Annotated in this window: 20 protein-coding genes; 10 read left to right on the top strand and 10 right to left on the bottom strand. The window is 61.2% G+C overall.

The annotated features are described in order from the left end of the window. The first annotated feature begins 11 nt into the window (after nucleotides 1-11). Nucleotides 12-1,034, top strand: coding sequence for a YeiH family protein (locus ACPYOP_RS01440; RefSeq protein ID WP_481408599.1), 1,023 nt, complete (start codon nucleotides 12-14; stop codon nucleotides 1,032-1,034). Here the strand turns inward: ACPYOP_RS01440 and ACPYOP_RS01435 are convergent. From ACPYOP_RS01435 to ACPYOP_RS01410, 6 genes are all read right to left on the bottom strand, one after another. Next, a complete protein-coding gene (locus ACPYOP_RS01435; protein ID WP_481408598.1) occupies nucleotides 997-2,823 on the bottom strand; it encodes a bifunctional diguanylate cyclase/phosphodiesterase in 1,827 nt (608 codons plus the stop codon). The two genes, ACPYOP_RS01440 and ACPYOP_RS01435, sit on opposite strands and share 38 nt — an antisense overlap. 241 nt (nucleotides 2,824-3,064) lie before the next feature. Next, on the bottom strand, nucleotides 3,065-4,849 hold the full coding sequence (locus ACPYOP_RS01430; RefSeq protein ID WP_481408620.1) for an IlvD/Edd family dehydratase: 1,785 nt from the start codon (nucleotides 4,847-4,849) through the stop codon (nucleotides 3,065-3,067). 7 nt (nucleotides 4,850-4,856) lie between these two features. Next, a complete protein-coding gene (locus tag ACPYOP_RS01425; RefSeq protein ID WP_481408597.1) occupies nucleotides 4,857-5,741 on the bottom strand; it encodes an NAD(P)-dependent oxidoreductase in 885 nt (294 codons plus the stop codon). 432 nt (nucleotides 5,742-6,173) lie between these two features. Next, nucleotides 6,174-9,371 (bottom strand): efflux RND transporter permease subunit, encoded by a 3,198-nt coding sequence (locus ACPYOP_RS01420; RefSeq protein WP_481408596.1) that lies wholly within the window; start codon nucleotides 9,369-9,371, stop codon nucleotides 6,174-6,176. Nucleotides 9,372-9,499: 128 nt separating this feature from the next. Continuing rightward, nucleotides 9,500-10,687 carry an efflux RND transporter periplasmic adaptor subunit gene (locus ACPYOP_RS01415; protein ID WP_481408595.1) on the bottom strand — a complete coding sequence of 396 codons (1,188 nt, stop codon included), beginning with the start codon at nucleotides 10,685-10,687 and terminating at the stop codon, nucleotides 9,500-9,502. Nucleotides 10,688-10,859: 172 nt separating this feature from the next. Then, nucleotides 10,860-11,672: an alpha/beta hydrolase fold domain-containing protein gene (locus ACPYOP_RS01410; RefSeq protein WP_481408594.1), complete on the bottom strand. Its 813-nt coding sequence runs from the start codon at nucleotides 11,670-11,672 to the stop codon at nucleotides 10,860-10,862. A gap of 233 nt (nucleotides 11,673-11,905) precedes the next feature. Here ACPYOP_RS01410 and ACPYOP_RS01405 point away from each other — a divergent pair, with 233 nt between their 5' ends. Next, nucleotides 11,906-12,817 carry a LysR family transcriptional regulator gene (locus tag ACPYOP_RS01405; RefSeq protein WP_120664828.1) on the top strand — a complete coding sequence of 304 codons (912 nt, stop codon included), beginning with the start codon at nucleotides 11,906-11,908 and terminating at the stop codon, nucleotides 12,815-12,817. Nucleotides 12,818-12,875: 58 nt separating this feature from the next. Here ACPYOP_RS01405 and ACPYOP_RS01400 read toward each other — a convergent pair whose 3' ends face one another. After that, a complete protein-coding gene (locus tag ACPYOP_RS01400) occupies nucleotides 12,876-13,334 on the bottom strand; it encodes a carboxymuconolactone decarboxylase family protein (RefSeq protein WP_481408593.1) in 459 nt (152 codons plus the stop codon). A 134-nt stretch (nucleotides 13,335-13,468) separates the two neighbouring features. Between ACPYOP_RS01400 and ACPYOP_RS01395 the strand changes: the two genes are divergently transcribed. Continuing rightward, a complete protein-coding gene (locus tag ACPYOP_RS01395) occupies nucleotides 13,469-14,353 on the top strand; it encodes a sigma-70 family RNA polymerase sigma factor (protein ID WP_481408592.1) in 885 nt (294 codons plus the stop codon). A gap of 106 nt (nucleotides 14,354-14,459) precedes the next feature. Here the strand turns inward: ACPYOP_RS01395 and ACPYOP_RS01390 are convergent, their stop codons facing one another. Beyond that, on the bottom strand, nucleotides 14,460-15,221 hold the full coding sequence (locus tag ACPYOP_RS01390) for an AraC family transcriptional regulator (protein ID WP_481408591.1): 762 nt from the start codon (nucleotides 15,219-15,221) through the stop codon (nucleotides 14,460-14,462). A 137-nt stretch (nucleotides 15,222-15,358) separates the two neighbouring features. Between ACPYOP_RS01390 and ACPYOP_RS01385 the strand changes: the two genes are divergently transcribed. The 7 genes from ACPYOP_RS01385 to ACPYOP_RS01355 all read left to right on the top strand — a co-directional run bounded on the left by ACPYOP_RS01385 (nucleotide 15,359) and on the right by ACPYOP_RS01355 (nucleotide 22,483). Continuing rightward, entirely contained in the window at nucleotides 15,359-16,306 is a 948-nt protein-coding gene (locus tag ACPYOP_RS01385; protein ID WP_481408590.1) for a DMT family transporter, read from the top strand. Between the two features lie 82 nt (nucleotides 16,307-16,388). Beyond that, on the top strand, nucleotides 16,389-17,111 hold the full coding sequence (locus ACPYOP_RS01380) for a GntR family transcriptional regulator (protein WP_481408589.1): 723 nt from the start codon (nucleotides 16,389-16,391) through the stop codon (nucleotides 17,109-17,111). 101 nt (nucleotides 17,112-17,212) lie between these two features. Then, a complete protein-coding gene (locus tag ACPYOP_RS01375) occupies nucleotides 17,213-18,493 on the top strand; it encodes a cysteine desulfurase-like protein (protein WP_481408588.1) in 1,281 nt (426 codons plus the stop codon). 164 nt (nucleotides 18,494-18,657) lie between these two features. Further along, nucleotides 18,658-19,440, top strand: coding sequence for an HpcH/HpaI aldolase family protein (locus ACPYOP_RS01370; RefSeq protein WP_481408587.1), 783 nt, complete (start codon nucleotides 18,658-18,660; stop codon nucleotides 19,438-19,440). A 188-nt stretch (nucleotides 19,441-19,628) separates the two neighbouring features. After that, on the top strand, nucleotides 19,629-20,837 hold the full coding sequence (locus ACPYOP_RS01365) for a pyridoxal phosphate-dependent aminotransferase (RefSeq protein WP_481408586.1): 1,209 nt from the start codon (nucleotides 19,629-19,631) through the stop codon (nucleotides 20,835-20,837). An 81-nt stretch (nucleotides 20,838-20,918) separates the two neighbouring features. Further along, the gene (locus ACPYOP_RS01360) at nucleotides 20,919-21,716 is read left to right on the top strand and encodes an ABC transporter substrate-binding protein (RefSeq protein ID WP_481408585.1); all 798 of its coding nucleotides are present in this window, start codon (nucleotides 20,919-20,921) and stop codon (nucleotides 21,714-21,716) included. Nucleotides 21,717-21,808: 92 nt separating this feature from the next. After that, on the top strand, nucleotides 21,809-22,483 hold the full coding sequence (locus tag ACPYOP_RS01355; protein ID WP_481408584.1) for an amino acid ABC transporter permease: 675 nt from the start codon (nucleotides 21,809-21,811) through the stop codon (nucleotides 22,481-22,483). A gap of 110 nt (nucleotides 22,484-22,593) precedes the next feature. On the opposite strand, the gene ACPYOP_RS01350 is transcribed toward ACPYOP_RS01355, so the two are convergent. Beyond that, nucleotides 22,594-23,109, bottom strand: a complete 516-nt coding sequence (locus tag ACPYOP_RS01350; RefSeq protein WP_120664838.1) for a MarR family winged helix-turn-helix transcriptional regulator — start codon at nucleotides 23,107-23,109, stop codon at nucleotides 22,594-22,596. A gap of 97 nt (nucleotides 23,110-23,206) precedes the next feature. After that, complete coding sequence (locus ACPYOP_RS01345; RefSeq protein WP_481408583.1) at nucleotides 23,207-24,775, bottom strand: phytoene desaturase family protein; 1,569 nt, start codon at nucleotides 24,773-24,775, stop codon at nucleotides 23,207-23,209. Between the last annotated feature and the right edge of the window lie 72 nt (nucleotides 24,776-24,847).

Raw genomic sequence — 24,847 nt, 5'->3', positions numbered from 1 at the left:
GACGGCACGATATGTCACTTGCTCAACGCGTCAACACGATCCTTCCCGGCCTCGCGCTCACCTGCGCCGTCGCCCTTCTCGCATACGCCGGCGAGCATGTCGAAATCGGCCTGTTCGGAGACCGATGGATCGAAAGCCTGGTGCTTGCCATTGCGCTCGGCATCACCGTCTGCACGCTCAAGCCGCTGAACCCCGCCATGAGGCCGGGCATCGATTTCAGCGCCAAGATCCTGCTGGAAATCGCCATCGTGCTGCTCGGCGCCTCCATTAGCCTCTCGGCCATTCGCGGCGCCGGCGTCTGGCTGATCGCCGGCATCGCTATCGTTGTCGTTTTATCGATCGCCGCCACCTACCTCATCGGGCGGGCGCTTGGCCTGCCGCCGAGGCTGGCAACGCTGATCGCCTGCGGCAATTCGATATGCGGCAACTCGGCCATCGTTGCCGTTGCTCCCGTGATCGAGGCGGATTCGCAGGAGATCGCCGCGGCACTCGCCTTCACCGCCGTCCTTGGCATTGCGGCTGTGTTTCTGCTGCCTCTCCTCTATTTCCATCTCGGCATGAGCGTGCCCCAATACGGAACCCTGGCCGGACTGACCGTCTATGCGGTGCCGCAGGTGCTGGCCGCGACCGCGCCCGTCGGCCTCCTCGCCGTCCAGACCGGCACGCTGGTCAAGCTCGTCCGCGTCCTGATGCTGGGTCCCGTAATCTTTCTGTTCGGCCTCATCACCAAGACCGAGGCAGTTGGCGCCGACGCACGCGGCAGTCACCATCATTCGCTTGTTCCCTGGTTCATCTGCGGCTTTCTCGGGCTGATGGCGCTGCGCTCCTTCGGCCTCATTCCGGATGCGCTGGTTGCCCCGATGGAGGTGGTGTCAGGCATGCTGACCGTCATCGCCATGGCGGCGCTCGGCCTTTCGGTGAATATCCGCTCCGTCGCCCATGCGGGCGGCCGGGTCATTGCAGCGGCGACACTGTCGCTGCTGATGCTCGGCCTCATCAGCTACGGCTTGATCGTCGCCTTGCAGATCCAGTAGCACGCGCGCCCGCCGTCGGTCGGCTCTTGTCCATGACGATACCCGCTTTCAGCAACGCGACAATCTCGTTTCCCGAAGCAGGATAGCCGATGGCATAGCCTTGGAGTTCGTCGCAACCGACTTCGGCCAGGATGCGCGCATGTTCTTCGGTCTCGACCCCTTCGGCAACGACCTCGACATTCAGGGTCCGCGCAATGTCGACGATGGAACCGACAAGCCGGCGCCGCTCGTCGGACACCGTTACCGCCGTCACCAGTTGCCTGTCGATCTTCAACCGCTTCGGCTTCAGTGTAACCAGGCCGATCAGCGACGCATGGCCCGAGCCGAAATCATCGATTTCGATATCGATTCCCATCTCCTTGATGCCGGCAATATTGGCGAGAACCCGGTCGTCGGGAGCATCGAGAAAGATGGTTTCGACCAGTTCGAAGGCGATGGCGTTGCGGGGTATCCTCAGCGCCTTCAACCCTTCGATCAGATCCGGATCAGCAAGCCGGCGCCCGGAGATATTGACGGCAATACGCGGCGGCGAGAGACCCTGCGACACCCAGTCCGACCGGTCGGTAAGCGCGCGCTTAAGGACGGCCGCATCGATTTCGGCGGTGAGCCCGTATTCATCGGCCACCTTCAGGAAGGCGATCGGGCTCAACAATCCTCTTTCCGGATGCCGCCAGCGCGCGAGCGCCTCCAGCCCGACAATGCGGCGACTGCGGGCGTCCACCTGAATCTGATAGAAAGGCTCGATCTGACACAGCACTGGCGCCAAACGCAATTCGTCGGCCAGCTGACGCTCCGCCTGCAGGTCGGATTGCAGCTTCGGCGTGAAGAACTCCACCCGGTTGCGGCCGAGCTTCTTCGCCTGGAAAAGGGCGACGTCGGATTCCGCCAGCAGATTGCCGGCGCTGCCGGCCTCGCTCATGGCCACGCCGATGGAGGCACCGATCTTCAGCATCTCATTGCCGAAACGCACCTCACGTCGCAATCGCCAGAAAATATCATTCGCGATCGCTTCCAGCCTCTCGGCGTTGCCGACATTCACCAGAGCAGCCACGAATTCATCGCCGCCGATACGCGCGACTATGTCGTTGGCGGTTATGGCTCCGGATACGCGCGCGGCGGCACTCTGCAATGTCGCGTCGCCGGCCGCATGACCCCATTTGTCGTTGATCTCCTTGAACCCGACGAGATCGATGTGGAGCACGGCCAATGTCTCGATAGATGCGTCGTTGCGCAATTCGGTCAACCGTCGATCGAGGTAGCGCCGGTTCGGAAGGCCGGTGAGATAATCGTGATCGGCGGCGTGCTCGATTCGCGCCCGGCTCTGCTCCAGGGCAACGGCGCGGGCCTCCGCAATGGCCTTTTGGTTGGTCAGCTCGCGATTGAGCAGTACGTCGGCGGTTACATCCCATTCGGCGCCGATGAAGGAAGGCGCACCATCGGCATCTTCATAGTAATGCGCGCGCGAGCGAAGATGGCGCACCTCACCGCTGGGCAGAATGATGCGGAACTGCGAGTTGTAGAATCCCTTTCCCTCGAGCGCGATCTGGAAGTCGTTGACCGCCCCATCCTGATCCTCGGGATGCAGCGCCTTAAACCAGACATTGGAAGAAACCCGGCGATTGTGGCGCCCGGTCCCGTAGAGCTTGTGCATCTGCTGGTCCCAGAGCAGCTCCTGTTCATTGACGTTATGCTGCCAGACGCCGATTTGAGACGCCTCCAGCGCCAGCTCCAGCCTTCTCAGAAGGTCTTGGAACTCTTCTTCGCTTCGCCCTGTTGTCGTCTCTGCCAAAGAGCTCCACCCCCTTCGGGAACTGAAGAGACCGCATAACTGCTGCTAAGTATATAGGCACTACTCCCTTTCACGAACTTTAATGGTAGCGCATTGGGTGTTCGATCAGCAGTTTTTCGATATCTGAACCAGAACATGATGCCGAAAAGTGTAAGCTGCTTTCGGACGGCATCACGCCTTACCTGTTTGATTCCGGCGCGGATCCAGATTTTAGGTCGAGTAGACCTAAAATCATCCGGCGCTAATGGTTATGCCTCGGCGGTATTGCGGCGATATTGCGGAAATCCGCTGCGCCATCGAGGACGGCGCCATCGGAAAGCTGCGTGACCGAACGGCGATAGATCCGCTGCCACGGCGTCGCATCCGGCGGAACGGCCGGGATGCCGTCGCCCTTGCGGCGCTCGATTTCCGTCTCGTCGACCAGCATGTCGCAACGGCCCTGATTGAAATCGATGCGGATGATGTCGCCGGTTCTGACCCAGGCAAGTCCGCCGCCGGCGGCACTTTCCGGCGATGCGTTGAGGATGGACGGGCTGTCGGCCGTACCCGACTGCCGGCCGTCGCCGATTGTGGGAAGGCTGCGGATGCCCCGCTTCAGAAGCGCATCCGGCGGCTGCATGTTGACGACCTCGGCCGAACCCGGCCAGCCGATCGGCCCTGCCCCCCGAATGACGAGGATCGTGTTCTCATCGATCCCGAGCTCGGCATCGTTGATGCGCTTGTGATAATCCTCCGATCCGTCGAAGACGACAGCCCTGCCCTCGAACACGCCTTGGCGGCCCGGCTCCTGCAGGTAACGGCTGCGGAATTCCTCGGAGACGACGCTCATCTTCATGATGGCGAAATCGAACAGATTGCCCTTGAGGACGAGAAAGCCGGCACGCTCCTTCAGCGGGTCGGCGAAGGGGCGGATGACCTCGCGATCGGTCGCCTCGCGGCCCTTCAGATTCTCCGCCATCGTTCTGCCTGTGACCGTCGGACAGCTTCCGTCCAACTTACCGGCCTGCAGCAGCTCCCACATAATAGCCGGAACGCCGCCGGCGCGATGGAAGCGCTCGCCTAGATAGGCGCCCGCCGGCTGCACATTGGCAAGCAGCGGAATGTCGAAGCCATGCACCTGCCAGTCGTCGGGATAAAGTTCGACGCCGGCATGTTTCGCCATGGCCGCCAGATGCGGCTGCGCATTGGTCGAGCCGCCAATGGCGGAATTGACGCGGATGGCGTTGAGGAAAGCCTCGCGCGTCAGCACGTCCGAAGGCTTGATATCGGCGCGAACCAGCTCGACCGCACGCTTTCCTGTGCGGTAGGCCATCTGGCCGCGCTCGCGATAGGCGCCGGGAATGGCGGCGCAGCCGGTCAGCGACATGCCAAGCGCTTCCGCCATGGCATTCATGGTCGAGGCCGTTCCCATGGTGTTGCAATGGCCGATGGAGGGAGCCGAGGCGAGCGACGCCTCCATGAATTCTTCTTCGTCGATCTCACCCGCCGCCAGCTTGCGGCGCGACCGCCAGATCACCGTGCCGGAGCCGGCAAGCTCGCCCTCATGCCAGCCATCGAGCATCGGCCCGCCGGAGAGAACAATTGCCGGAATATTGACGGTCGAGGCGGCCATCAGCGCCGATGGCGTGGTCTTGTCGCAACCGGTGGTCAGTACGACGCCATCGAGTGGATAGCCATACAGCACTTCCACCAAGCCCAGATAGGCGAGATTGCGGTCGAGCGCCGCCGTCGGGCGCTTGCAGTTCTCGAAGATCGGATGGGTCGGAAATTCGATCGGAATGCCGCCGGCATCGCGGATGCCGTCGCGCACGCGCTTGGCAAGATCGAGGTGGTGACGATTGCAGGGGGTCAGATCGCTGCCGCTCTGGGCAATGCCGATGATCGGCTTGCCCGACCGCAGCTCTTCCGGCGTGATGCCGTAGTTCATGAAGCGCTCGAGATAGAGCGCCGTCATATCGATATGATCCGGATTGTCGAACCAGTCCTGCGAACGCAGACGACGCTTGGATGCACCCTTATCGTTCATCACTTCCTCAAGCCTTTCCTCGGGCATTCTTGTCTTCCAGATGCTGCAGCAAACCGCTGTGATCCTGCTCGCCGCCGCCATTCTCGACGAATTCGGCAAATTCGGCTCTCACAGCTTCCGTCAAAGGGAGATGAAGCGCGAGACTCTCCGCCGTCGCCAGAACGGTATCGAGATCCTTCAGCTGATTGCGGGCGGTTCCGCCCGGCTCGAAGTTGCGCTCGATCATGCGCTGACCATGCAGCTCCAGGATGCGGCTTTCGGCGAAGCCGCCGCGAATCGCGGCCCGGAATGCCTCGCGCGAACCGCCACCGGCCTCGACCAGCAGCATCGCCTCCGCGACGGCTCCGATGGTGACGGCAACGATCTGCTGATTGCCGAGTTTTGCAAGCTGGCCCGTGCCGCTGGGGCCGACGCGGGTCACGCGTCCGAGAGGCGCCATGATATCGCGAACGCTGTCTATCACCTCGGCATCGCCGCCGGCCATGATCGCAAGCGTTCCCGCTTCGGCACCCACGACGCCGCCGGAGACCGGAGCATCGATATGCCGAATGCCGCGCTCGGCAAGCTTGCCCGCATGTTCGCGGGCAACCGCGGGCGATATCGAGCTATGGTCGATCACGATCGCGCCGACTTCCAGCGCCTCAGCCACACCACCACCGAACAGGACCTCGCCGACGGCGCCGCCGTTGGTCAGCATGGTGAAAAGAACGGATGCTCCGCGCGCCGCTTCGACCGCCGTATCCGCGACGGTCGCGCCATCGGCAGCCAAAGGCTCCGCCTTGCTGCGATCGCGATTCCAGACGGTCACCGCGAAACCGGCGGCGAGCAGCCGCCGCGCAATCGGCGCGCCCATCAGTCCCGTACCGAGAAAGGCGATCTTTCTGCCTTGCATGAAATATCCTCCGAATTGCAACGCATCGGACACCGAAACTGGATAGCGAAACGCGTTCGTCATGCAGACGGATTCGGCGACGATCTTCCGCCCGCTACCGACCTCAAAGCTCCACGATCCGCAGGCGACCGCCATGCCCGACGTACGTCAATCAACTCATCCCAGAGCTTGATAAACCTCTGGAGACAGCATGCAAAGGAAATCGGCTATCGTGCGGCAAATTCTTCGAAAGAATGGTAAATTAGCCAAGACGAAAATATGGGCACAGAAAAGCGGGACCTTTCGGTCCCGCCCATGGCATGTCGAGCACTGGAGTGCCGCTACAGCGCCGCGCGTCAAATATGACGCGCAAAGGTCGCTGTAGCACTTTAAATCTGCTGCATATCCTTAAATCGATTCCGATTTAAGGAATTATGCAGTAGGCACTGCCTCCTATTCGGCGGCGATCGGGAGTACCTCCGCCGAATGGTCGTTGTCGTTGTGAGGGTGCTGCTTCAGCGGACGATTGCCCGTTACGCTGCGGATCAGCACGTAGAAGACCGGCGTCATGAAGATGCCGAAGAAGGTGACGCCGATCATGCCGGCAAACACCGCGACACCCATGGCGGCACGCATCTCGGCACCGGCGCCGGTCGAGGTGACCAGCGGCACGACGCCCATGATGAAGGCCATGGAGGTCATGAGGATCGGGCGCAGACGCAAGCGGCTGGCCTCGATCGCGGCCTGGACCGGCTTGCGGCCGTCGAACTCCAGCTCGCGGGCGAATTCTACGATCAGGATCGCGTTCTTCGCCGAAAGCCCCACCAACACCATCAAGCCGATCTGGGTGAAGATGTTGTTGTCGCCACCCGTCAGCCAGACGCCCGTCAAGGCGGCAAGCACGCCCATCGGCACGATCATGACGATCGCGAGCGGCAGGCTTACGCTTTCATACTGGGCTGCGAGCACGAGATAGACCAGCAGCAGGGCCAGCGGGAAGATGACGATGCCCGAGCTGCCGGCCAGGATCTGCTGATAGGTCAGATCCGTCCATTCGAAGCCGATGCCCGGAGGCAGCGTCTCGCTGGCGATCCTCTCGACAGCGGCCTGCGCCTGGCCGGAGGAGAAGCCCTGCGCAGGACCGCCGTTGATATCGGCGGCGAGGAAGCCGTTGTAGCGCGTCGTCCGCTCCGGCCCGGTGCTGGCCTCGACCTTCAGGAGTGCCGACAGCGGGATCATCTGGCCCGACGCCGAGCGAACCTTCAGCTGGCCGATATCGCTCGCATGCGAACGGAATTGGGCGTCCGCCTGCACACGCACGCTGTAGGTACGGCCGAATGCGTTGAAGTCGTTGACGTAGAGCGAACCCAGATAGATCTGCAGCGTATCGAAGACATCGGTCACCGAGACACCGAGCTGTTCGGCCTTGGCGCGATCGAGATCGGCGAAGAGCTGCGGCACGTTGATCTGGTAGCTCGAGAAGATGCCCGTCAGTTCCGGCGTCTGGTAGGCCTTGGCGAGGAACGCCTTGTTGGCCTCGTCGAGCGCCTGATAGCCGAGACCGGCACGGTCCTCGATCTGCAGCTTGAAGCCACCGGTCGTGCCGAGACCCTGGACGGGCGGCGGCGGGAACATGGCGATGAAGGCGTCCTGGATCGCGCCGAACTTGTGGTTCAGCTGCATGGCGATCGCCCCACCCGACAGATTGGGCGTCGTGCGCTCTTCGAATGCCTTCAAAGTCACGAAGACAATGCCGGCGTTGGAGGAGTTGGTGAAGCCGTTGATCGACAGGCCCGGGAAAGCGATCGCATGTTCGACGCCTGGCTGTTCCAGCGCGATCTTGCTCATCCGCTGGATGACGTCATCCGTACGGTCGAGGGTGGCGCCGTCGGGCAGCTGGGCAAAGCCGATCAGATACTGCTTGTCCTGCTGCGGCACGAAGCCGCCGGGGACGGCCTGGAACAGGTAGTAGGTCGCGCCGATCAAGGCGAGATAGACGACCATGACCAGGCTCTTCACCGACAGGATACCGCCGACGCCCTTGCCGTAAGCGGAAGAGCCGCGATGGAAGACCTTGTTGAAGCCGCGGAAGAACCAGCCGAAGGCAAAGTCCATCATGCGCGTCAGCATATCCTTCGGCGCATGGTGATCCTTCAGGAGCATCGCTGCCAGTGCCGGAGACAAGGTCAGCGAGTTGAAGGCGGAAATGACGGTCGAGATCGCGATCGTCAGCGCGAACTGACGATAGAACTGGCCCGACAGGCCGGAAATGAAGGCCAGCGGCACGAAGACGGCGACCAGCACCAGCGCGATCGCGATGATCGGGCCGGAGACTTCCTTCATGGCGCGATAAGTCGCGTCACGCGGGCTGAGGCCATTCTCGATGTTTCGTTCGACGTTCTCGACGACCACAATCGCGTCGTCCACGACGATACCGATCGCCAGCACCAGGCCGAAGAGGCTGAGCGCGTTGATCGAGAAGCCGCAGACATACATCACCGCAAACGTACCGATGATCGAGACCGGAACGGCGATCAGCGGGATGATCGAGGCGCGCCATGTCTGCAGGAACAGGATGACGACGATGACGACGAGCACGATTGCTTCGAGCAGCGTATGCACGACTTTGTCGATCGATGCGCGCACGAACTGCGTGGTGTCATAGACGATTTCATACTTCACGCCGTCGGGCATCGCGGTCTGCAGCTCATTCATCGTCTTGACGACGTTGTCCGAGATGGTGATCGCGTTGGAGCCCGGCGACTGGAAGACCGGAATAGCGACTGCCGGCTTGCTGTCGAGCAGTGAACGCAGCGAATAATCGGCCGCGCCGAGTTCGATGCGGGCGACATCGCGCAGGCGCGTGATCTCGCCATTGGTGCCACTCTTGACGATGATGTTGCCGAATTCCTCCGGCGTCGTCAGACGGCCCTGGGCGTTGACGTTCAGCTGAACGTCGATGCCGGGAACGCTTGGCGACTGGCCGATGATGCCGGCGGCCGCCTGGATGTTCTGTGCACGAATGGCATTGGCGATGTCGCTTGCGGCAAGACCGCGTTCGGCCGACTTCTGCGGATCGACCCAGACGCGCATGGAATAGTCGCCCGATCCGAACACGCGAACCTGGCCGACACCGTCGAGGCGGGCGAGCCGGTCCTTGATGTTCAGCGTGGCATAGTTGCGCAGATAGGTAATGTCGTAGCGATTGTCCGGCGAGATGAGGTTGACCACCATCATCAGGTCAGGCGAGCTCTTGACGGTGGTGATACCGAGATCGCGCACGTTCTGCGGAAGGCGGGGCTCTGCCTGCGAGACGCGGTTCTGCACGAGCTGCTGCGCCTTGTCTGGGTCGGTGCCGAGCTTGAAGGTGATCGTCAGCGTGAGCAGACCATCGGACGTCGCCTGGCTACTCATGTAGAGCATGCCTTCGACGCCGTTGATCTGTTCTTCGATCGGCGTTGCCACCGTTTCGGCGATGACCTTGGGGTTAGCGCCCGGATATTGGGCGGTGACGACGATCGACGGCGGCACGACCTCCGGATATTCGGAGATCGGCAGCAGCTTCAGACCGATCAAGCCGGCGACCACGATGAGGATCGATAGCACACCGGCGAACACCGGACGGTCGACGAAAAATCTTGAGATGTTCATGGCAGAACCCTCTCCACGAGTGAATCAAGGGACACGAGGTCCAGGCCCGCGGCCCACAGTGGCGCCACGAGCATTACAAAATCGAGGCTTAGAACAGCGGCCGGAAGCGAAACCTTCCGGCCGAATAATTATTTGGCGGCGACCTTCTCTTCCAGCTTCGGATCAACCACTGCGCCCGGGCGAACCCGCTGCAGGCCGTTGACGATGATCCGGTCGCCGGCATTCAGGCCAGATGTAACGATGCGCATGCCGTCGGAGCTGTCGCCAAGGCTGATCGGACGATATTCGACCTTGTTGTCCGCCCCGACCACGAAGACGAACTTCTTGTCCTGGTCGGTGCCGATCGCACGCTCGCTGATGAGCAGCTTGTTCTCGGCCTTCGGCTGGCCCATGCGGACCCGCACGAACTGGCCTGGGATGAGACGGCCGCCCGGATTGTCGAATACGGCGCGAACGCTGACGGTGCCGCTCGCCGTATCGACTTCATTGTCGATCAACTGCAACTTGCCCTTGATCGGCGTGCCGTTATCGCTTGCCGTCCCGATCTGAACCGGAATCTGCTCGACAGGTGGAGCCACGCCACTGCTGGCGGGCAGCTCGGACAGCGCCTGGGTGACGGTCTGTTCGTTGGCGTTGAAGCTCGCATAGATCGGATCGACCGAAACGAGCGTCGTGAGTGCCGGCGAAGACGAGCCGGCAGCGACGAGATTACCGACAGTGACGGCGATCTTGCCGACGCGGCCGGCGATCGGAGCGCGAACTTGCGTATAGTCGAGGTTCAGCTGCGCCGTCTGCAAGGCTGCTTGCGCCGCCTTCAGATTGGCCTCGGCCTCGGCATAATTGCTTGTGCGCGTGTCCATGTCGCTCTGCGAAATGGTCTTGTTGTCGAAGAGCTTCTGCCCGCGGCCGACTTCGACCTTGGCGAGATCGAGCTTGGCTTTTGCTGCTCCGACCTGGGCCTGAGCCTGGGCGACGGCCGCCTCATAGGGTGCGGGATCGATCGTGACAAGCAGGTCGCCCTGCTTGATCAAGGCGCCTTCGCGGAAATGCACGGACTGGATTGCGCCGGCCACACGCGGCCGGATTTCAACCCGGTCGATGGCTTCGAGCCGGCCGGAAAATTCCTGCCAGGAGGTGACATCGCGAGGCTCGACGGCGGCAACGGTGACGGGGACCGCCGGCGGTGCCGCCTTGCTGGCCGTCTCCGTTGCCAGAGCGCCGCGCGGCAGCTCCAGATAAAAAGCCGCGCCTGCAACAGCGGCAGCAACACCCATGCCAGCGCCCCACAGGGCCCAGCTCTTACCGTTGGACTTCATGTTGGTCTCTCCTTTGGTCCCGTCTTGGGACACGGGACCGAAAATTCCTATTGTCTCAATAAAATCGGGGGTCGAAGCATCGCGCATCCGCGTGACCACCGCTCCGGCCTCATGCCTTCGACGCCTCATCCCATTCGCGCTTGTCTCTCGCGGGACGGGATAGCCTAGTCGATCAAGCCTGCACGTCTTCGACAAAACCCTTGAAACAGCAACAGATGTCCTGCTGCCACGAAGGCCTGTCTTTCGACTGCCCGCCGTAGAGAGTGGGCCAGCCTGTCCCGGCGGGAAGGACTTGCTGGCGAACACGGACGCCAGCCGCTTTCAGCCGACTGCCGTATTCCATGCTCTCGTCGCGGAGCGGGTCGTCCTCGGCCGTGAGCACCAATGCCGGCGCGAGGCCCGAAAGCCGCGAACAGTATCGAGGCGCTGCATAAGGATGGCAGACACCGCCCAGGAAGCCCAGGTATCGGTTCCAGCCGTCCGTCCAACGCTCGCGCATGCCGCTTTCCTCCGCCTGGAGGAAAGATTTCGATCCCATGAAAGGATCAAGCAAGGGCGAAATCAGCACCTGTCCGTCCAGCGAACCGGGCATCTGATCGCGCGCCTTTAAAGCGACACCCGCTGCAACATTGCCACCCGATTCCTCTCCGGCGACAAACAGCAGCGATTTTTTCGCCCCACCCAGCGCAAGCATGTTCCGCTTGTTGCCGAGGTAGGCGAGAATTCCGTAGGCGCATTCGAGCACCTTCGGAAAAGCATTCTGATTGCCGCTCGTATAGTCCGCGGCAACCACGATGGCACCGGCCTCAGCGAGGCTTGCCGCCACCGGCCTGTCGGTCGCATGATCGGTGTCGAGAAAAGCGCCGCCGTGCAGATAAAGCACGAGAGGTGCCGCCTTCTTCAAACCTTCGCCGTTGTAGATCCGGGCTTCCACGGGCCCCGTAGGCACGTTTTCCAGCACAACATCTTTCCACGGCGCACTCATCGACCCAAATCCTTGTCTGCTCGAGCGAATATGATTCAATTCAGAAGCGGTCTATCACGCTTTGCAATCATATTCCCGAATGCGGTCTTTGGCGCCCCCATGCCGCATTGCAACAATTACGATAAAAACATATTGTTATTCCGCTTCGAGAATAAGTAGCTTATATTCGATCAGACTATTCACGATTACAAACAATCGGCTTCTTTTCGTTACGGTCCAGGGACATCATAGAAATGGATCAGTTGTCAGCAATGCGGGCATTCGCGCGTGTGGTGGAAACGGGTAATTTCACCCGCGCCGCAGCTGCCCTTTCCATGCCGAAGGCGACGGTGACGACGCTCATCCAGTCGCTTGAGGCGCATCTGCACGCCAAGCTTCTCAACCGCACGACCCGGCGCGTCATGGTGACGACGGACGGTGCGCTCTATTACGAACGCGCGGTTCAGATCCTTTCGGAAATAGAGGAGCTGGACGGCAGCATCAGCAATTCGCAGAGCCTTCCGAGCGGGCGCCTGCGCGTCGAAATGGCCGGCGCCTTCGCCGAGAAGATCGTCATGCCGGCACTGTGCGATTTCCATCAACGCTATCCCGATATCCATATCGACCTCGGCGTCGGCGACCGTCTGGTGGATTATCTGGCAGAGAATGTCGATTGCGCGCTGCGCGCCGGCATGCCGAGCGACCAGTCTCTGATTGCCCGCCGCGTCGGCGAAATACACCTCGTCACCTGTGCGGCACCGCTTTACATCGAGAAGCATGGCTTTCCGGAACGGCCGGAGGATCTGGAAACCAGCCATTATGCGGTCAGCTATTTTCGCGCGCAAACCGGCCGTACGATTCCATTCCTGTTCGAACACGGCAACGAGGCATTGGAAATCAGCCCGCGCTATATCCTTTCGGTGAATGACAGCCGCAGCTATCTCCAGGCAGCCTTGATGGGGCTCGGCATCGCGCAGGTTCCGAGCTTCATGGCCCGGGACGCGCTTGCAAGCGGCGAACTCGTTCCCATTCTTTCCGGCTGGACCCGGCCATCACTGCCCCTGCATATTGTCTATCCGCCCAACCGGCACCTCAGCAACAAGGTGCGTGTCTTCGTGGATTGGATGGCGAAATTGCTGGTGACCTCGCGAGTGGGCGAGGCTTGAGAGGCGGGCCACCTTCTTCCCCATGCCGTGGGAAGAAGGTGGCGCTCATGGCAAACGATCAGCTCCAGGATGCGCCTGCCTGCTGGCGGACCGTCGCGTTCAGCCGGTTCCAGACATTGTCGATCGCGATCGCGACGATCAGGGCCGACAATGCCTTTTCGTCGAAATGCCTTGCCGCTTCGTTCCAGATCTCGTCGCTGATGGCATCGGGCCGGTCGGCAAGCCGCGTAGCCGCTTCCCCGAGAGCCAGAGCCGCGCGTTCGGCTTCTGAAAAATAAGGCATTTCGCGCCAGGCGGAGACGCCGACGATGCGCTCCATCGTCTCGCCGGCCTTCTGGAGCTTGCGAAAGCCCATATCCGTGCAGACGCTGCAGCCGTTGATCTGGCTGACGCGCAGATGCACGAGGTCCATGATATTTTCCGAAAGACCCTGATCCTTGATCGAATTGCTGACGGCCAGAAGCGCCTGCAGCGTTTCTGGCAGAACGAGGGCTGGGTTCTTCATACGAGCTTGCATATCTATTTCCTCTGATTGTGAGAGCATTGTTGCGGCTCAAGTCCCGACGATGCACTCTCCTGCCGATTCGCTGTCACACCGGCCGGATTTTACTCGTCATGGGTCTGACGAAACGCGATGAGGGAATGTGACCGATGGACGAAAAAAAGTGGCAGGCTGAAAAATTCGAGGCGAACCGGCCGCATCTGCGCGCGGTTGCCTACCGCATGCTCGGCTCGCGCACCGAGGCCGAAGATGCGGTGCAGGAAGCATGGCTGCGCCTGATCAGGAACGACACCTCGGACATCGAAAATCTCAGCGCATGGCTGACGACGGTCACGGCCCGCATCTGCCTCGATCTACTGCGCGCCCGCAAATCCCGCCGCGAGGAGCCGCTGACAGTCCAGATCCCCGAACCGATGGTCGTGCACGAAGCCGGAGCCGGCACCGACCCGGAACAGGATGCGTTGCTGGCCGATTCCGTCGGTCTTGCCCTTCTGGTCGTGCTGGAAAAGCTAAACCCGGCAGAACGGCTTGCTTTTGTTCTGCATGATATGTTCGACGTATCTTTCGACGAGATCGCCCCGATTCTGGGACGCACGACCGTCGCAACGCGCCAGCTTGCAAGCCGCGCCCGCCGCCGCGTGCAGGACACGCCGTCAGCCACGGAGGCCGATCTCACCCGCCAGCGCCACGTCGTCGATGCTTTCTTCACAGCATCGCGTCACGGCGACATGCAGGCCTTGATGGCGGTCCTCGATCCCGAAGCCGTTTTCCGCCCCGATGCCGTCGCGGCACGCATGGGATCCGTCGGCGAAATCCGCGGGCGCGCCGACGTCGCCAAGACGTTCCACGGCCGGGCGCAGGCAGCGCGGCTCGCCGTCATCAATGGCGCGGTCGGCGCCATCGTGGTGATCGGCGGGCAGTTGCGCATTGCCCTTCAGCTCACCGTCGGCGAAGAGGGCATGGTCACGACCATCAATGCGATGGCGGATCCGGAAGAACTGCGCAAGCTGGAGATCGTCTTGATCGAACCGTAGAGCATTTCCGCTTTTCTTCGAACCGCGAAAACGCTCTATCTTCTTGCTTCATTACGCATTCCGGACGGAAAACCGCTGCGCACTTTTCCTGGAAGTGCTCCAAGACCTAGCGCATCTGCGTCGGGCTGGTGCCCGTCAACCTGCGAAACATCGCGATGAAGGCGGAGGTGTTGCTGTAGCCCAATTCCGCTGCGATCCGGTGCACGGGCTCGCCGGCCTCGATCAGCGACAGCGCGGCAACGAGTTTCAGCCGCTGCCGCCATTCGTTGAAGGAAAGGCCGAGATCGTCCCGGCATCGGCGCGACAAGGTACGCTCGGTCGTTCCCATCCTGCGCGCCCATTCCGAAAGGGAGTGCCGGTCGCCGGGTTCGGCCTGCAAGGCACTCAGGACCGGCCCGAGTAGCGGATCGTCGGAAAGCGGCAAGTAGCTTTCGCAGCGCGGCGCCAGGCGAATCTGATCGACCAGAACCCGCGCCAGCCGCAGATCCTCGACCGTTTCGGGCATGGTGACATCGCGCGCCGCGAAATTCGCGAGGATCGCCTTCAGCAGCGGATTGATGCTGAGCGTCGAAGGCTTCGCCGGCAGATCGTGGCAGAGGGCGCGATCGACATAGACGGTTACATAGCGCAGGTCATGCTGGTTATAGGCGCCATGCATCGTATCCGGCGGCAGCCAGATGGCATAATGCGGCGGCGACAGATAGCGCACGCCTTGAATGTCGAACTCGCAGACACCGACAAGCGCATAGTTTAGCTCGCCCCAGGGCTGGCTCTTTTTGGGAAAAACCGTGCCCGCCCTATAATTCTCGGTTCGGAAGGAAACCGGATTTGGCGGATCGCCCTCGATGCGCGGAGATCTAACGGACATGTCCTCATTTCGCTACCGTTGTCTTAATCTCGCTATATACCAGAATTCGGACAAACGGTAGAGAAGCTTCGAGATTGCGAACCATGTCCGCCCTCCTTCATTTTGCCCAAGCCAGAAGACGACGAGAGATCATTCCCATGAGCACCCAGCCGAATGCTTCCGCCTCCATCGTCAGCGCGGCTGGACTTGCGCCACTGCTGACGGTGCTGATCTGGTCCGGCAATACCGTCGTCACCAAAGCGTCCGCCGGCGTGATCTCGCCGGGCTCGATCTCCTTCTATCGCTGGCTGATCGCCTTCGTCGTGCTCCTGCCCTTCGTTGGCCGCACAGCATGGCGCAACCGCGCCCTGTTCCGGCAGCATTGGCTGAAGCTCGCCACCCTTGGCGCTCTTGGCATGGTGATCTATCAGAGCCTCGCCTATGAGGCGGCCAAGACCACCTCTGCCGTCAATATGGGCGTGATGATCGCTTTGATGCCACTGCTGTCGACGATTTTCGCAAGCCTGCTTGCAGGAGAAAAATTGAGCATCGCCAGCCTGGCGGGCGGCGTAATTTCCCTGATCGGGCTCATCTATCTGACGTCCCGAGGCGACCCGATGCAGCTCGCGAATGGCGGCTTCCATATCGGCGACGGCCTGATGATCATCGCCGTCCTCTCGAATGCGCTCTATGGCGTGATGCTGAGACGCTGGGCGATGCCGATTCCGATGTGGCAGCAGCTTTTCTGGCAGATCGGCTTTTCGACCCTATTGCTGATGCCGATCTTCCTGATGGGCGAGATCTCACCGGTCACAACAGCAAATCTGCCGCTGATCCTCTATGCCGCGATCCCGACCTCCCTCGTCGCGCCGCTCTGCTGGATGATCGGCATTCAGAGGCTCGGCGCGAGCCGGACGTCGCTGCTGATCAACCTCCTGCCGATCATCGTTGCGGCTCTCGCCTGGGTGCTTCTTGGAGAACTGCTGCATGCCTATCATGCGATCGGCGGCGCACTTGCCCTCATCGGCGTCGGTCTCGGCTTACGCAAGACTCCAGCGAAGTACGATCCGGCCGATGAGACAAGCTTGGAGGCCGAGGAAGCTTGACCGCCACTCCGAGAAGCCCTTTCCTTTCTCCTGCCCTTCGTTCTACCATGAACGAGTCCTGAGAAGCGAAGAGGAAGCGAGCGTGCGCATTGCCCTGGAACCGGTGTCCTCCAGAACGACGATCCAGGAGAGCGTCTACCAGCAGCTCAGAAACGCGCTCATGGCCGGCAATTTCGATCCGGGCCAGACGCTGACCATCGCCTCGCTCGCCGAAACCTTCGGAACCAGCAACATGCCGGTGCGCGAGGCCCTACGCCGGCTGGCGGCTGAAAATGCGCTTGAAGTCGCAGCCAACGGCTCGGCCCGCATTCCGATCGTCACCCTCGGCCGCCTCGACGATCTCTGCCGCGCCCGCATTGCCGTTGAAGGCCTGGCCGCCGAACTCGGCATGCCGAACCTCACCCCGACAGACATTGAAACGCTCGAGCGCATCGCTGGGGAACAGCATGTGATCGGCCTTGGCGCCAATGTCTACGACCTGATGGCAAAGAACCAGCAGTTCCATTTCACCATCTACCGCGCCTCCGGCTCCGAAGTGCTGCTGCAGCTTATCGAGACCCTGTGGCTGCGCTTCGGCCCCTACATGCGCATGCTCTCCGCCTCGGTCGAACCCTTGATGCGCAGCGGCGAGCTCGATCCCGCCGGCGAGCATGGTTCCATTGTCAAGGCGCTGAAAGCCGGCGACTTCGTGGGCGCACGGGACGGCGTCATCGCTGATATCAGCCGCACCCACGAAATCCTCAGGGATTATTGCCCGGCCACGCAGGATGAACCGCGCAAGGGCTCCGGCTCGGCCCGCCGCTAAACTCCCAAAAAGAGGCTGAGGAATTTGGTTGAACCTTAAAGTATTTTGTGATCAAATGATCAAAATTGAGGTTTCAATCCCATACTCAGAGCGAGATCCCCATGAGCTCCGCCCCTTCCGTATCGCAATTCGCCGGCCATAACAGTTTCCCGGTCGACGAGGTTCGAGCCATGTTCCCCGCCATTCAGAAGGCCGGCGATTTCGTCTTTCTCGACAATGCGGGCGGCGCGCAGGTGCCGCAGACGGTTGTCGACGCGGTTGCCAATCACCTCATCGATTTCAATGTCCAGCGCATGGCGAAATACCAGCACAGCCAGGGCGTTGACCGCAATCTGGACGAGGCGCGCGAAAGCGTCGCCATGCTGGTCAATGCCTATCGCCCGGAAGAAATCTCCTTCGGTCAGAACGCCACTTCCTTCATCCGCCTCGTGAGCCTCGGCATTGCCAAGCTGCTTGGCGAGCGCAACGAGATCGTCGTCACCGACATGGATCACGATGCCAACATCGCCACCTGGATGGCACTGGAAGCCGATGGCGCGAAGATCGTCTGGTGGCGCATGCGTGAGGACGGCACGCTGCATGTGGAAGACCTGAAGCCGCTGCTCAACGACAAGACCCGCCTCGTCGCCTGCACCGTCACCGCGCATTCTATCGGCACGATCGTCGATGTCGCCGCTGTCTGCAAACTGGCACAGGCCGCCGGGGCCGAGACCTTCCTCGATTGCGTCCATTACGGCCCGCATGGCCTGATCGACGTGCAGGCGTGGGGCTGCGACTACCTCGTCTGCTCCGGCTACAAGAATTTCTCGCCGCATATGGGTTTCCTCTGGGGCCGCTACGACGCGCTGGTGAAACTTCCCACATTCAAGGAAGACTTCATTCCGGACGTGCCGCCTTACAAGATCGAAGTCGGCACCTTCACCTACGAGAACGTTGCCGGCATGAACGCCGCGATCAAATATCTCGAAGGCCTCGGCCGGCGTTTCCTGGCCGCTGGCGATCATAGCCGCCGCGAGGCGCTTGCAGCCGCCATGGGCGCGATCCGCCAGTATGAGCTGATGCTTTCGCGTGAGATGATCTCAGTGCTGAAACGCCACGGCGCCACCATCTACGGCATCTCCGACGAGAACCGTCTGGAACAGCGCGTTCCCACAATATGCTTCAACATGCCTGATATCACGCCGCAGGAGTTCGCGGACGAGATGGGTAAGCAACGCATCGGCCTGCGCGACGGCCACATGTTCGCACCGCGCCTGATGAAACGCCTCGGCCTTTCCATGGAAACAGGTGCCATCCGCGTGTCGCTGGTGCATTATAACAAGGTCGAGGAGATCGCGCGGTTCGATGCGGTCCTGACCGAGATCATGGCGCGGTGCAAGTAAGCCGTGCCTGTGAGCGGTGGCGGCGCCCGAACAACTCCGCCACCGCAATGCCTCCGTGCCGGTGCCCGATCGGCACGGAAGCTGCCCTGAAATTCAGGGCAGATTGCCCTGTATCTTTTCGGTCTATCCCTCGTTGAGAGGACCGCTGAAATATGAGGATGCCAATGAGCGATTTCCGCCGGAACTGTATGGAGCAGAAGCTGCTCATCGGTACGTTTGCGGCGATTCCGCATCCTGTCGCCATCGAAGTCACGGCAGCCACAGGCGTCGATTTCATCTGCATCGACTGGGAGCATTCGCAGATCAGCCGCGAGCGTATCGAGGATCTGATCCGCGCCGCTGACGTCCACCGTGTTCCCGCCATGGTCCGCGTACCCGGACACACGGCGGAAGATATCGCGACTGTTCTGGACGCGGGTGCGGCGGGCGTTCTTGTTCCCCGCGTTTCGACGGCGGAGCAGGCCAGCGCTGCCGTCAAAGCCACCCGCTATCCCCCGCTCGGCGCTCGTGGCGTTGGCCCCGGTCGTGCGGCCGCCTATGGCTACCGCATTCCAGATTACCTCGCCAAGGCCAATGCGGAACTCGTGCTTGCCATCCAGGTCGAAACGGCCGACGGGCTTGCCAATATCGCCGAGATCGCCGCCGTCGATGGCGTCGACCTCATCTTCATCGGCCCCGGCGATCTCTCGGTCTCGATCGATGCCATGGGACCTGCGGGCAAAGACAGGCTCGATGCGGCGATCAGCATCATCGCAAAAACGGCTCTGTCTGCCGGCCGCGCGGTCGGCATCTTCCGCCCTTCGCCCGATGATATCGGCGCATGGTCGCAAGCCGGCATCAGCTTCTTTGTGCTCGCAAGCGACACGATGTTTCTGGGCGCCAGCCTGGCCGCCGGCATCGATGCCGCGCGAGTGGGTGGCCAGCGTGTGAACAAAAAAGAAAGCTAATTTCTATCAGTGCGTTACGACTTGGAAGGGCAAAGTGAAATCGAACAGGAAGGTAGACTTTTTAAGCTTAAAATTTGTCCTTGAAATGCAGCAGCTTTTAGATAACCATTCGAAATCGAGGGGTGGCTCGATCGAAAGTTTCCGCAGCCGTTTGAGCCCTCCAATGCCGAATTCCCAGGGGAAATTCCTTGTCTCTTCTACCGCAGCATAACTTGCCGAACGCGATATCAGGCCGCGATGCCCTCGAGGGTATTCGCGCCCAGATCCGCGATATGCGCACCGACAACATCGCAGTCCTTGCCAAGCGCGCCCGCGAACTCGGCGGCGTCATTCCGCTCTGGTTCGGCGAGGGCGACATCGTGACGCCGGCCTTCATCCGCGATGCTGCAAAGAGGACGCTCGACGATGGCGCAACCTTCTACGTGCCGAACATGCGCGGATTGGCGACGCTGAACGAAGCGCTGTCCGACTACCAAACGCACTGGCACCGCCGCCCTATCCCGATCGAGCGCGCGACGGTCGCGCCCGGCGGCATGCAGGCGCTCTACATGGCGCTCGAACTGCTCGTCGATGTCGGCACCAATGTCGTCTATGTCGCGCCGCAATGGCCGAACATTCATAACGCCATCCACCTGATCGGCGGCGAACCACGTGCCGTGTCGCTCGATTTCGATACCGACTGGCGCCTCGATCTCGACAAGCTTTTCGCCCGCTGCGACGCCCGCACCCGCGCGATCTTCCTGTCGACCCCCTCCAATCCGACGGGCTGGACCGCCTCGCGCGAAGAGATGCAGGCGTTGCTGGATTTCAGCCGCCGCACCGGCATCTGGATCATCTCCGACGAAGTCTATGCACGCCTCTATTTCGAGGGCGAAATCGCGCCCTCGATCCTGCAGGTGGCAGAAGACGGCGATCGCGTGATTGCCATCAACAGCTTTTCGAAGGCCTGGGCGATGACCGGCTGGCGCGTCGGCTGGCTCACGCACCCGTCTGCGGTCGCCGACCAGCTCGGCGCGATGACGCAGTATATCAATAGCGGTACCTCGGCCATGGTTCAGGCAGGTGCTGCCGCCGCTCTGCGCGAAGGCGAGCCGCTGGTTTCCGAAATCCGCGGCCGGATCAAGGCCGGCCTCGATCTGGCCTATGAAAAGCTACCGAAAATACCGGGCATGATCCTGCCGGAGAAACCGCGCGGCGGCATGTATGCCTTCTTCGCGCTGCAGGGCGAGCCCGATGCGACGGCGCTGTGCGAGCGTATCCTCGAAACGGCCCGCGTCGGCCTGGCACCGGGATACCATTTCGGCGAGGCATCGCGCGCGTTCCTGCGCATGTGCACTTTCCGCGAAACCGAACAGATGCGCATCGCGCTCGATCGCATGGTCAACGCGATGACATGAGACGGCCGCCGGTCTGGCGGACGGGGAATACCGCGGGTGAGAGGAAAAGCCCGCAGCCATAACCAGAGGGAGACTAAGAAAATGCCTATTACTCGTCGTAGTCTGCTGGTCCTTGCGACCGCCGTCGGCCTGGCCGGCGGAAGCCATTTCGCCTATGCCGCCGATGTCTTGAATGTCGGTTCCTATCCGAACAACCCGCCCTTCGAATACAAGACCGCGAATGGCGGCTTCGAAGGCTTCGAGGTCGATGTCGTCAACGAAGCGGCCAAGCGCGCCGGCATGACCACGAACATCGCCGACTACGGCTTCCAGGCGCTGTTCGCGGCCACGAGCTCTAAGCGTATCGACGTGGCGATCTCGTCCATCACCATCACGCCGGAGCGCCTGAAGTCGCAGTCCTTCACCCAGCCCTTCTACGACTCCGACATGGGCGTCGCCACCAAGGACGGCGGTTCGATCAAGACACTCGCCGATCTCAAGGGCAAGACCATCGGCGTGCTGTCGGGCTCTACGGGTGAAAAATGGGCCAATGATAACAAGGCTGCTCAAGGCTTTGCCGACGTAAAGGGCTACAACTCGCAGCAGGACATGTTCCTCGATCTCGGCGCCGGCCGCATCGACGCCGTCGTCAGCGACATTCCGGGCATGCAGTATCTCTTCGTCAAGACCAAGGGCTTCGCCATCAAGGATCGCATCAAGACCGGCGAACAATACGGCCTGATGATGACCAAGGATTCGCCACTGCTCGGCAAGATCAACGATGCCATCACCGCGATGAAGAAGGACGGTACGCTGGAAAAGATCCACGAGAAGTGGTTCGGCGGCAAGGCGCCGGCAGGCTCCTCCACCATCACCGAATTACCTATCCCAAAGGCGTGATCAAAAGATCATTGTTGAAATGAGCTACGCCGGTCGCAACGACCGGCGTAGATGTAAGAAATTATATCTTCGTTTCGCGCGCGGGAGTGCCAATGTCTTTCGTCGATACTTTCTTCAATTCCGACGTCATGATCTCGGCTTTCCCCCAACTGCTGCGCGGGCTTTGGATGACCATCGCGCTCGGCGTGGTCAGTATCCTGATCGGCGTGACCGGCGGCCTCGTCGTCAGCCTGATCCGCCTCTATGCTCCCAAACCGCTGCAACTATTGACGGTCGCCTATATCGACATCATGCGCGCCATGCCGATGCTGGTGGTGCTGATCCTGATCTATTACGCGCTGCCCTTCGTCGGCATCAGCTTTTCCGCCTGGTGGTCGGCGATCCTCGGCTTTTCCATCGTGCTGGCTGCCTATTCGGCCGAGGTCTTCCGCTCAGGGATCGAAAGCGTGCCGCGCGGCCAGTTCGAGGCCGCGGCAGCCCTCGGCATTCCCTTCCTGATCACGCTTTACAAGGTGGTGCTGCCGCAGGCGGTCCGTATCGTCATCCCGCCAACGACGAGCAACTGCGTGTCGATGTTCAAGGATACGTCGCTCGCCTCGACCGTGGCCCTGCCGGAACTGCTGAAGGAAGGGCAGAATGCCCAGGGCCTCTATGCCAACCCCTCACCGCTGATCATGGCCGCGGTGATCTACGTCATCCTGCTCTGGCCGATGGTGCGCCTCGTCAGCGTGCTTGAGAAGAAGTTCAAGAGCGAGCAGGCGCGATAGAGCATTTCCAGGAAAAGTGCGTAGCGGTTTTCCGTCAGGAATGCGTAAGGAAATAAAAAATAAAGCGTTTTCGCAATTCGAAGAAATCGGAAATGCTTTAGGCGCGGCCGTCAATCGAAGTCGGCGCCTGACAGATGGTTGCTTACCGATGATTTCACCGCGCCGATATCGCGCCACAGCTCGCTGACGATAGCGGGGTCCACATCTGCCATCATGTCGCGCAGCCAGCCTTCATGGGCTGCGGCCATGGCGCTGAACGACGTCTCGCCCTTCTCCGTCAGCTTCGCGACCGTCACGCGCCGGTCGCCATCGGGCGTGACGCGCAGCACGAGGCCATCCGCTTCCAGGCGTTCGACAAGCCCGGTGACATTGCCGTTGGTGACCATGGTTCGCTTCGACAGCTCCCCAAGCCGGAGACCCTCGCGTTCGCGATAGAGCTGCGCCATCAGATCGAATTGCGGCAAGGTCGCGCCGAACTCGTTGCGCAGCCGGCGGCGAATTTCCTGCGAGATCAGCTTCGTTGTCGACAGCATGCGCAGCCAGAGCCGCAACTCCAGCTTTTTGCCTTCCTGCGCGCCCTGAACGATGATCTCCAGGTCAACGGTTGCACTTTCCGGTTCTGCCATCACGTCAGCTCAATTCAATGCTCTGCATTCACGATGTGAACGATCTAGGGAGCAACATTTGAAATGTCAAAGGTTTGCACGTCAAGCCAAATGGTGCTCACTTGGCCAGCATTTTCCCCAACATGAAGCCGGAGCCCGCCCCCGTTCCCGCACCCGGCCATGTCGAAGCCCCGCACATGAACAGAGATGCCACCGGCGTCCTGTAGCGCGAATAACCGGCAACGGGGCGAAAGAGGAAATTCTGGTCGAGATGATGGCTGCCCGAGAGGTTGTCACCGCCGACGAGATTCGGGTTCTCGCGTTCGAGATCGATGGGCGAAAAGACCGACCGGCCCAAAATCTTCCCGCGCAAGCCCGGCGCATAGCGCTCGATGATATCGAGAACGCGCTCGGCATAGGCATCCTTGATCTCGTCCCAGTTCGAACCGCTGATTTGACCTGCGGCATCGCCATGGAATTCTGCCGGCAGTACGCGCACCTGTATCCAAAGCACATGCTGCCCGGCAGGCGCGCGGGACGGATCAATGGCCGTTGGCTGACCGACCACCAAGGCGGGTTCGATCGGCAGCAGCCCGCCCATGGCGTCGGCATAGACACGCGACATCATTTCGAGATCCGGTGCGATATGCACATAGGCGAAATTCTGGAGCGCCTTGCCCGCCGTCCAATCCGGAAGGCCCGACAGCGCCAGATGGATCATCATCGTGCCGGGGCCGGCACGGAAGCGCTTGACCTTGCCGTCGAACTCCCGACGCGACGGGTCCTGATCCAGCAGCTTGCCGAACAGGATCTGCGGATGGACATTGGCGATAACGGCGCGCTTGGCTTCATAACGTCGTCCATCGGCCAACACGACACCAGTCGCCTTGCCGCCTGAGGTGATGATCTTGTCGACGCGCGTTCCAAGCATCAGCTCGCCGCCCTTGCTTTTCAGCACGGCCGCCATCGCCTTGATGATCGTATCGGCGCCGCCCTTGCCGATCACCATGCCGAAAGCCTGATTCGCCATGGATTCGAGATAGGGAAACAGCGCGCCGCCGGCGACATCGGGTGCAAAGTCGAGATGCAGCCCCCAGGCGGCCATCATCGTTTTGAGCTTCGCATTCTGGAAGCGGGTGTCCAGAAAATCGCGCGGCGAGGCAAGGAGCATGCGCGCTGTGTCGTAAACCCAGCCCGTCCCCTTTTCGCGCCATGCCTTCCAGACGACCTTGGCGGCAGCCATGGACGGCATCGGCGAGCCGAGCAGACCGAAAATATGCGGGGCATCCGCGCCGAATTGCGAGAGCATGTTGCGCCAGGCGGCGGCATCTTGCGGCGATATGTCGGCGATGGCGCCTGCTGTCTTCTCGATATCGGTGCTGACGCCGAGATAGGTGCCGTCGCGGAAGACGCTGGCAAAGCAGTCCGCAGTCGGCACGAAGCCCATACCTTCGGCCAACAGTTCGTTCTTATACTGGGCAAAGAAGGCAGAGCCGGCGAACATGGAGAGGTTCATGGCACAGAGATCGTGCCTGAAGCCGGGCAGCGTCACCTCACGCGTCTTCACCGCGCCGCCGGGCTCCGCGTTGCCCTCGATGACGGCGACTTTCCAGCCCCTCGAAGCCAGATGCACCGCCGCCGCCAGGCCATTATGGCCGGCCCCCACAATGATCGCATCATAGCTCATTACTCGCCCCTCTTTGAATTGTAATTATTATTATCACATGCATACATTCTGAGCTTTAAGCTTCAAGTATCT

Source organism: Rhizobium sp. KNZ2-6A, assembly GCF_056755475.1.
This window is presented reverse-complemented; position numbering and strand designations above follow the sequence as displayed.